An 8028-nucleotide genomic window follows, 5' to 3' on the forward strand; every position below is an offset into this window, starting at 1 on the left:
ACGCCGAGAACCAATCGACCTGCGACAGAGGGAGTCAGCGCGGACCGAACTGGCGATCGCCCGCGTCACCGAGGCCGGGAACGATGAAGGCATTGTCGTTGAGACCGTCGTCGATGCTCGCTGCCACCAGTCGCACCGGCAGACCCGAGGCTTCGAGCGCCGCAACTCCTTCGGGAGCGGCAACGACGCAGATAGCGGTCACGTCCGCCGCGCCACGGCCGACGAGCAGTTCGATGGTGTGGACCATGGATCCGCCGGTGGCGAGCATCGGGTCCAGTACGTAGACGGGCGTCTGCGACAGGTCGTCGGGCAGAGATTCCATGTACGGCACGGGCTGGTGAGTTTCTTCGTCTCGGGCCATTCCGACGAAACCGACGCGAGACTGCGGGATGAGGCTGCTGGCCTTCTCGACCATGCCGAGGCCTGCGCGCAGGACCGGGACCAGCAACGGCGGTCGTGCCAGCCTGGTGCCCTCGGTGACTGCGACGGGTGTACGTACCTCGAAGGTGTCGATCGCAGCGTCGCGGGTGGCCTCGTAGACCAGCATGTGGGTGAGCTGGCGCAGAGCCGACCGGAACGTGGCGTTGTCGCTGCGCTCGTCCCGCATCGTGGTGAGCAGGGCTGCGGCCAGTGGGTGATCGACCACGTGTGTTTCCATGCCGACAAGGATAGGACTTCGGTGGCAGGACGCGAACGGCAACTCGGGGGAACCGAATGGCAAGTACCCGCGTCGAACCAGTTGGGCGTCGCACTCGGCGACCGTCGATCGATCGCATTCTCAGGGGGCACCGATGGCCGAGCTCGTCGTCGAAACCGAGGGGGTCCTCGCATACGGTGCGGTGGCGTCGACCATGGCCGAACAGATCGCCGCGGCAGGTGCTGCTGCCGCCGCATGCGGACCCGCTGTGTTGGCTCCGGTCTTCGGTCTGATCGGACAGGAATTTCTCGGTGCGGTCACCGGCACCCATCTGGCGCACACCGACGCCGTGGTGCGCCTGGCGGGCACGGTGGCGAGCATCGGTTCCGCGGCCGCCGCATCCGCGGTGTCGTACGCTCTCGCCGATGCCGGCACCGGCGCAACCGTCGCGGACTCGGCCGCCGGTGTCGCGCAGGACGCGAGGTAAGCGCCGATGATCGATCTGCTGGCCCGTCCCATCGTCGATCTGCTCGGAGCCTTCGGCAACGGTGAGCTCCCCACCGGCGGTCCGGCCGACGTGCTGCGTGTGTCCTCGGCAGCGATCGAGGCGGCGCAGGGAATCGGCAGGGTCGCGATCACCGAGCTCGCTGCGAACTGGAACGGTGACGCCGCCGACGCGGCCATTCGGTACGCCGAGAACGCTCATAGGAGCGCCATCGCCCTCGCCGACCACGCCGACGATATCGCTGCCGTCGTCGATCAGGCCTGCCGCGACACCAATCAAGGCTTCCTGGAACTGCAGTCGATCGTCCGATCGTTCGTAGGAATCGCACTGTCGGCCGGGCCGATCATCGCCACCCCGGCCGGCCAGACCATGCTGATCACGGCGGCCATCGAACACCTCGAGCGAGCTCTCGTGGTGGTGGCGCGCGTTCGGGGCGAATTGGCCGTCCACACCGCGAAAGTCGGTGAACTGGCCGCTCCCCCGACAGTTCCCGCCCCCGTGGGCGGCGGACCGACACCGACCCCCGGCTCCCCCTCGAATCTCATGACCTCGCCCGCGACATCACAGGTGATCGAGGCAGGCGAGAAGTTGGCGAAGACGTTCGCGCAGTCCGTCTCCTCCCCTGCCGCCGGAGCCGAGTCGCCGAGCAGCGGCGGCGCACAGAACTACCTGGGCAATCCGGGCACCGATCCCTCCCCGACCCCGGACAGCACCGGCCGGGGAGTCGAGATACGACTACCCGACGGCAGCACCGTCACCGCACCCAATGCCGAAGCCGCAGGTGCCGTCCGCAGCGCGCTGACCCAACAGGGTGTGCCCTACGCGTGGGGCGGCACCACGCCGGGCAGCGGGCTCGACTGCAGCGGGCTGACCCAGTGGGCGTACGCACAGCAGGGCGTCGAGATCCCGCGTCTGGCACAGGAACAGGACATCGGCTCCGCCGTGGCACCGGGTGAGGTGATGCCCGGTGACCTCGCAGTCTGGGACGGGCACGTGGCCATGGTCATCGGCAACGGTCAGCTCGTCGAGGCAGGCGACCCCGTACAGGTGGGACCGATCAGAACGACCAACAGCGGTATGGGCTTCAAGGGCTTCTACCGTCCGACCGAATGAAGGGCCGGCCAGTGACGGACTCGGACATCACCGTCGTCAGCGCGGTATCGGGTACGCGATCGGGATCGGTGACCGTGCGCGCCACCGAACACGGACTGCCGATCGGGATCGCGATCGACGAACGCGAACTGCGTTACGGCGGAGGCGCATTGGCGTCGGCAATTCTCGAGCACTGCGTACGGGCGAGTGCGGCAGCACGAGCCCAGCGCCGCACCCTCCTCGCCGAGGAGGGTGTTCCCACCGAGGTTCTCGATCGTCTCGGTCTGCCCACCCGTGCCCGAGTCGCCGCCGAAGCGAACGCCGATCTCGCAGAGGACTCCGCACCCACGAGTTGGTTGAAGCAGGTATGACCCACGCCCACACCACCGAACTCGACGCTCTGGTCGGCAGCGCCCAGCACCGGCTGGATGCACTCCGCGAAACGCACGAGCGACTGGACCGCATCAGAATTCGACTCACCTCGCCGGACAACCTGGTGACCGTGGTCGCCGATGGATCAGGAGCCCTGGTCGAGCTCGAACTAGCCGAGAACCTCGGATCGATTGCCGCTCACGCACTCGCGTCGACGATCACCGCAGTGGCTGCCGACGCTGCACGTGCGGCGCTCGACCAGCGCGAGGCGATCCTGCAAAGTCTGCAGGGTTCGTTCACAGACTCCTGAGATAGGCTTCGCGCCATGGCTGGAGACATCATCCCGATCGAACTCGGTCTCACCGCCGGTGACTTCTCGACACTGTGGGCACCGGAGTGGCGAGAAGGCGACGACGAGTGGGAGGCATTCCTCGGACACGAGGAAGACCTGTACGGATTCTCGACCGTCGCAGAGCTCGCGGCATTCGTCAGATCCGACGACGACAACGATCTCGTCGATCATCCGTCGTGGACGGTGGTCTCCGCACTCGCCGCACACGAGCTCGAGCCCGACGATCTGCACCGCTTCGATCTGGTGGCGGTGCCGGAGTTGGTGGCCTCCGATCCCGAGGCCGACGTTCTCGCCGAACTGCAGGCCACCTTCGACATCGTTTCCTCCATCGGCGATGTCTGCGAATTGCGACCTGTCACAAGCTTTTTCGGCTCCAACCCCTTCGTCGGCGCCGTCGGCGGAGGCGTCGAGAACTTCCTCGGTCGCGAGGGCGGTGAACTGTGGGACCGCATCGGTGCAGCGGTCGCGAAACACTGGGACGACGTGCTCGACGCAGTCGACTCCATCGTCACCTCCCCCGCTGTCGACTCCGCAGCCGTAGCCGTCGCCGAAGCCGAGATCACCGCAGCCGCCGAGAACGCCGTCGACGCCGATGACGTCACCGACGACATCGACTCCGATTCGGACGACGAGGAAGACGAAGACGACTCCGCCGAGGTGGACCGCGATCCGATCGCCGCTGCCGCAGCCGAAGAAACGTTCTGGACCACGGTCGGCATCGACCCGATTCGCATCATCACCTCGGACGACACGCTCTACACCCTGCGGTGCTACCTCGGCGACAAGCCGGTGTTCCTCGGCCGCGGCGGCGCCATCAGCGTTTTCGGTTCCGAGCGTTCGCTGGCCCGGTATCTGGCCGACGACCACGATCACGATCTGGCGCAGGTCAGCACCTACTCCGATGTTCAGACCGCCGCCATCGACGGCTCCCTCGACATCACGATCACCGACGACAACGTGTACGTGCTGCCCGGCCTCGCCGACGACCTCGCCGACGGGCCAACCGCAGTCGACGTCGAACAACTCGACCTGGCCGTCGAATTGTTCACCGACGCCGCCGAATTCGCCGGTGATGATTCCGTCGACGAGGCTCTCGCCACGTCCACCCCACTGGGTTGGTACGTCTCGTACGCCCTCGAGCCCAGTCCCGACCGGCTCGCTCCGAGCGCACCGTTCGACGTCGAGGCCGAAGCATGGCGCGCCCTCGAGCGTGAGTTCGAGAGCCGACTGCGCAAGAAGTAGCCGGCCGCCGGGTCTGGTCGATCAGCCGATCAGCCGATCAGCCGATCAGAACTGCGTAACCGGGCTTGATGACGTCGTCGATGAGCGCCAGCCGCTCGTCGAACGGCAGGAACGCCGACTTCATTGCGTTGATGGTGAAGCGCTCGAGATCGCTCCAGCCGTAGCCGAAGGTCTCGACGAGCTTGGCCATCTCGCGACTCATCGAGGTATCGCTCATCAACCGGTTGTCGGTGTTGACGGTGACTCGGAATCGCAATCGGGCGAGCAGATCGAACGGGTGCGTCGCCAACGATTCGACGGCTCCGGTCTGGACGTTGGAGCTCGGGCACAGTTCGAGGGGCATTCTCGTGTCACGGACGTACGCGGCGAGCAGACCGAGTTCGGGTGTGCCATCGGCACCGACGGTGATGTCGTCGGTGATCCGGACCCCGTGACCGAGCCTGTCGGTGCCGCAGAATGCCACCGCTTCCTGGATCGACGGCAGACCGAACGCCTCTCCCGCGTGAATGGTGAAGTGCGCGTTGCTTGCTCGCATGTACTCGAAGGCGTCGAGGTGGCGACTGGGAGGAAAGCCCGCTTCGGCACCGGCGATGTCGAAGCCCACGACCCCACGGTCGCGGAACCGGACCGTCAGTTCGGCGATCTCCCGCGAACGCGCCGCGTGCCGCATCGCGGTGAGCAAGGTGCCGATCGTGATGTTCTTGCCCCGCACCTTGGCCGCGGAGATCCCCGCTTCGAAGCCGGCGAGCGTATGGGTGACGACCTCGTCGAGGGTCAGTCCACGCTCGAGGTGCTGTTCCGGTGCGAAGCGCACCTCGGCGTACACGACGCCGTCGTCGGCCAGATCCTCGGCGCATTCGCGCGCCACTCGGAACAGCCCGTCGGGGGTCTGCATCACGGCGACGGTGTGCGCGAACGTCTCGAGGTACCGCACCAGCGAGCCACTGTCCGCGGCGTCGCGGAACCACTCGCCCAGCGCCGCACCGTCGGTGGCCGGAAGATCGCCGTAACCGCATTCGTCGGCCAGCTCCAACACGGTCTGCGGGCGGAGTCCGCCGTCGAGGTGATCGTGCAGCAATGCCTTGGGAGCTGTCCTGATCGACGCGAGATCGAGTGGCGCACTGCCACCGATCGAGGACTGAGTGTTCTCCGCGGTGCTCATGTGTCGACGGTAGCGTGCGGCTCCCGCGCACGCGCGCCTGTCATCGCCACTCGGCGAGTCCGCGGATTCCCCCGACGTCCGCCCCTTCCGCGACCCATTTCGTTGCATTGTTACTCCGATGAAAACAATTCCGTCGATACACAGCGGATCGGCGACGGAAATCGTAGTGTTCTGCACACACGCGCAGCCGATTCCGTCGGGTCCCCTCCGACGTCCTCGGTCGACTCGAACCTCGGAGAGACCTATGTCCACTGTGGAACCGCCGAACACCATTCCGGGTAAAGGGCTCAACACCGGCGCTCTCGGGCTGGTCGGCAACATCGTCATCGGCTTGTCGGCGGTAGCCCCGGCCTACAGCCTCGCCGCCACCCTCGGTTACGTGGTTCTGGCCGTCGGCGACAAAGCGCCCTCCATGTTTCTCATCGCCTTCGTTCCGATGCTGCTCACTGCCTTCGCATACCGCGAACTCGGTCGCGACACACCGGACTGCGGAACCTCGTTCACCTGGGGCACCAAGGCCTTCGGACCCTGGGTCGGTTGGATGGCCGGGTGGGGGCTGGCCGTGTCGGCGATCATCGTGCTGGCCAACGTCGCCGAGATCGCAGCCATCTATCTGTTCGAGTTCCTGGGCCTGTCGGGGTTGGCGGAGTCGACCGCGGCCAAGGTCGCTCTCGGTTCGTTCTTCATCGTCTCGATGACCTACGTCAGCTTCCGCGGCATCCTCATCAGCGAACGCATGCAGAACGTGCTGCTGGTCGTGCAGTTCGGAGTGCTCATCGGAGTCTCGGTGACAGCACTGGTCAAGGTGGGTACCGGAACCGCAGGACCGCAGGCCATCACGCCCCAGTGGAGTTGGTTGGTGCCCACCGGAGTGACGATGTCCGACGCGGCCCAGGCCATCATCCTGTGCATCTTCATCTACTGGGGATGGGATGCCTGCCTTGCCGTCGGCGAAGAAACCAAGGACTCGGAGAAGACGCCGGGACGGGCCGCAGTGATCACGACGCTGATCCTCGTTGCTACGTATGTTCTCGTCGGATACGCCGTGCAGTCGTTCGCCGGTTTCGGCGATACCGGCATCGGCTTGAACAACCCGGACAACGTCGACGATGTGCTCACCATTCTCGGCGATCCGGTCGCCGGGTCGATCGTCGCGTCGCTGCTGCTGTTGACGGTCTCCATCTCGGCGCTGTCCTCGACGCAGACGACCATCCTGCCCACGGCCCGCGGAACACTGTCGATGGCCGTGTACGAGGCAATCCCCAAGCGGTTCGCCAGCGTGCACCCCAAGTACATGACGCCCGGCTTCGGCACGCTCGTGATGGGTGCCGCGGCCCTGCTGTTCTACCTGGTGCTCACCTTCGTCAGCGCCAACGCGCTGCAGGATTCGGTGGCCTCGCTCGGGCTCGCGGTCGCGTTCTACTACGGCATCACCGCGTATGCGTGCACGTGGTACTTCCGCCGGACGCTGCTGACGTCCGTGCGAAACCTGTTCATGCGCGGCATCTTCCCGTTCCTCGGTGGATTGTCGATGACGTGGGCGTTCGTGCAGAGCGCAATCGACATGATCAAGCCCGACTACGGTTACACCGTCTACGGTCCGATCGGCGGTGTGTTCGTCCTCGGCGTCGGCATGCTGGTACTCGGAATCCCGCTCATGCTGCTGTGCTTCGTGGGCAACAGGGACTTCTTCCAGGGCAAGACACTCACCGCGTCCACCGAAGTCAAGGTTCCGGACACTTACTAGAAGAGAAGGACCGAAACTCATGAAGATCACCGTCGGCTACCTCGCCACCCCCAGCGGCGACGACGGCGTAGCCCTGGCCACCGCCCTCGCCCGCGCCCTCGACGCGTCCATCGACATCGTGCTGGTCATGGCCGTCGACGAACCGGTCATGGAAGGCAGCGGACCGTACCGCAAAGTTCTCGAGGCCAAGGCGCGCGGCTGGGTGGACGACGCGGCCGCTCAGGTGCCGTCGGGCATCGAGGTGACCACACACGTTCTCTCCCACGAGTCGTTCGCCCGCGCGTTGATCGACTTCGCGGTGAACACCGATGCCGACATGATCGTCGTCGGCGGTGCGGGTGACGGCCTGCTGAACCGGCACTCGATCGGGTCGGTCGCCAGTCAACTGCTGCATGCCTCGGAAGTGCCGCTGGCACTTGCCCCTCGGGGCTACCGGCTCTCGAACGCACCGATCACCGACCTGACCGTCGCCGTCCCCACTCGGACCTCTGCCCCGAATCCGCTGCCCTTCGCGATCACCATTGCCAGCGCGGCGCACGTGCCGGTCCGCTTGGTGTCGCTGGTCTCGCTCGAGCCGACCGGGGCACCGAGCGACGAGACGTCACTGGACACCCGTCGACGACAGGTCGCTGCCGCGCAGGACAATCTCGACCACGCGGTGCGCACACTCCCCGACATCGACGGTCTGGAGTCGGTCGTCGCCGACGGGTCGACGCTCGACGAGGCGATGGGCAACCTCGACTGGAAGCCGGGCGATGTGCTGTTCCTCGGCTCGAGTCGATTGGCGACTCCGAAGCGGGTGTTCCTCGGTTCGAGCGCGGCCAAGATTCTGCGTGCTGCCCCGGTGCCGGTGGTCGTCGTTCCGCACGATTAGTGCCACGGCAGTGGTGCGGTCGAGTGCCCCGGTAGCACTCGACCG

General features: G+C 66.1%; 9 protein-coding genes. 7 read left to right on the plus strand and 2 right to left on the minus strand.

Annotated elements, in window-relative coordinates:
* Positions 1–34 precede the first annotated feature (34 nt).
* Positions 35–658, minus strand: coding sequence for a uracil phosphoribosyltransferase (upp, locus tag ABZ677_RS25545; RefSeq protein ID WP_037188128.1), 624 nt, complete (start codon positions 656–658; stop codon positions 35–37).
* Positions 659–791: 133 nt separating this feature from the next.
* On the opposite strand from upp, the gene ABZ677_RS25550 reads away from it, so the two are divergent.
* From ABZ677_RS25550 to ABZ677_RS25570, 5 genes are read left to right on the plus strand one after another with little or no spacing between them, the layout of a single operon-like run.
* Positions 792–1124, plus strand: coding sequence for a hypothetical protein (locus ABZ677_RS25550; RefSeq protein WP_358374478.1), 333 nt, complete (start codon positions 792–794; stop codon positions 1122–1124).
* A gap of 6 nt (positions 1125–1130) precedes the next feature.
* Positions 1131–2255, plus strand: a complete 1125-nt coding sequence (locus tag ABZ677_RS25555; protein ID WP_358374481.1) for an NlpC/P60 family protein — start codon at positions 1131–1133, stop codon at positions 2253–2255.
* A complete protein-coding gene (locus tag ABZ677_RS25560; protein ID WP_094633751.1) occupies positions 2252–2605 on the plus strand; it encodes a hypothetical protein in 354 nt (117 codons plus the stop codon). Before ABZ677_RS25555 ends, ABZ677_RS25560 begins: the two co-directional genes overlap by 4 nt.
* Positions 2602–2916, plus strand: a complete 315-nt coding sequence (locus ABZ677_RS25565; protein ID WP_052047362.1) for a YbaB/EbfC family nucleoid-associated protein — start codon at positions 2602–2604, stop codon at positions 2914–2916. Before ABZ677_RS25560 ends, ABZ677_RS25565 begins: the two co-directional genes overlap by 4 nt.
* A gap of 15 nt (positions 2917–2931) precedes the next feature.
* Entirely contained in the window at positions 2932–4200 is a 1269-nt protein-coding gene (locus ABZ677_RS25570) for a primosomal protein (protein ID WP_358374485.1), read from the plus strand.
* Between the two features lie 37 nt (positions 4201–4237).
* Here ABZ677_RS25570 and ABZ677_RS25575 read toward each other — a convergent pair whose 3' ends face one another.
* Complete coding sequence (locus ABZ677_RS25575) at positions 4238–5362, minus strand: adenosine deaminase (protein ID WP_358374487.1); 1125 nt, start codon at positions 5360–5362, stop codon at positions 4238–4240.
* 244 nt (positions 5363–5606) lie between these two features.
* Between ABZ677_RS25575 and ABZ677_RS25580 the strand changes: the two genes are divergently transcribed.
* Positions 5607–7109: an APC family permease gene (locus ABZ677_RS25580; protein ID WP_037188136.1), complete on the plus strand. Its 1503-nt coding sequence runs from the start codon at positions 5607–5609 to the stop codon at positions 7107–7109.
* 19 nt (positions 7110–7128) lie between these two features.
* Positions 7129–7983, plus strand: a complete 855-nt coding sequence (locus ABZ677_RS25585; RefSeq protein WP_358374490.1) for a universal stress protein — start codon at positions 7129–7131, stop codon at positions 7981–7983.
* The last annotated feature ends 45 nt before the right edge of the window (positions 7984–8028 follow it).

Origin of the sequence: Rhodococcus sp. NPDC006774, from assembly GCF_040636045.1 — a bacterium.
In the GTDB taxonomy this organism is placed as follows: domain Bacteria; phylum Actinomycetota; class Actinomycetes; order Mycobacteriales; family Mycobacteriaceae; genus Rhodococcoides.

Coding starts and splice junctions, on each gene's coding strand:
- ABZ677_RS25565 (WP_052047362.1), top strand. CDS start 2,602: ATGACCCACGCCCACACCACCGAACTCGACGCTCTGGTCGGCAGCGCC.
- ABZ677_RS25585 (WP_358374490.1), top strand. CDS start 7,129: ATGAAGATCACCGTCGGCTACCTCGCCACCCCCAGCGGCGACGACGGC.
- upp (WP_037188128.1), bottom strand. CDS start 658: ATGGAAACACACGTGGTCGATCACCCACTGGCCGCAGCCCTGCTCACC.
- ABZ677_RS25570 (WP_358374485.1), top strand. CDS start 2,932: ATGGCTGGAGACATCATCCCGATCGAACTCGGTCTCACCGCCGGTGAC.
- ABZ677_RS25555 (WP_358374481.1), top strand. CDS start 1,131: ATGATCGATCTGCTGGCCCGTCCCATCGTCGATCTGCTCGGAGCCTTC.
- ABZ677_RS25560 (WP_094633751.1), top strand. CDS start 2,252: ATGAAGGGCCGGCCAGTGACGGACTCGGACATCACCGTCGTCAGCGCG.
- ABZ677_RS25550 (WP_358374478.1), top strand. CDS start 792: ATGGCCGAGCTCGTCGTCGAAACCGAGGGGGTCCTCGCATACGGTGCG.
- ABZ677_RS25575 (WP_358374487.1), bottom strand. CDS start 5,362: ATGAGCACCGCGGAGAACACTCAGTCCTCGATCGGTGGCAGTGCGCCA.
- ABZ677_RS25580 (WP_037188136.1), top strand. CDS start 5,607: ATGTCCACTGTGGAACCGCCGAACACCATTCCGGGTAAAGGGCTCAAC.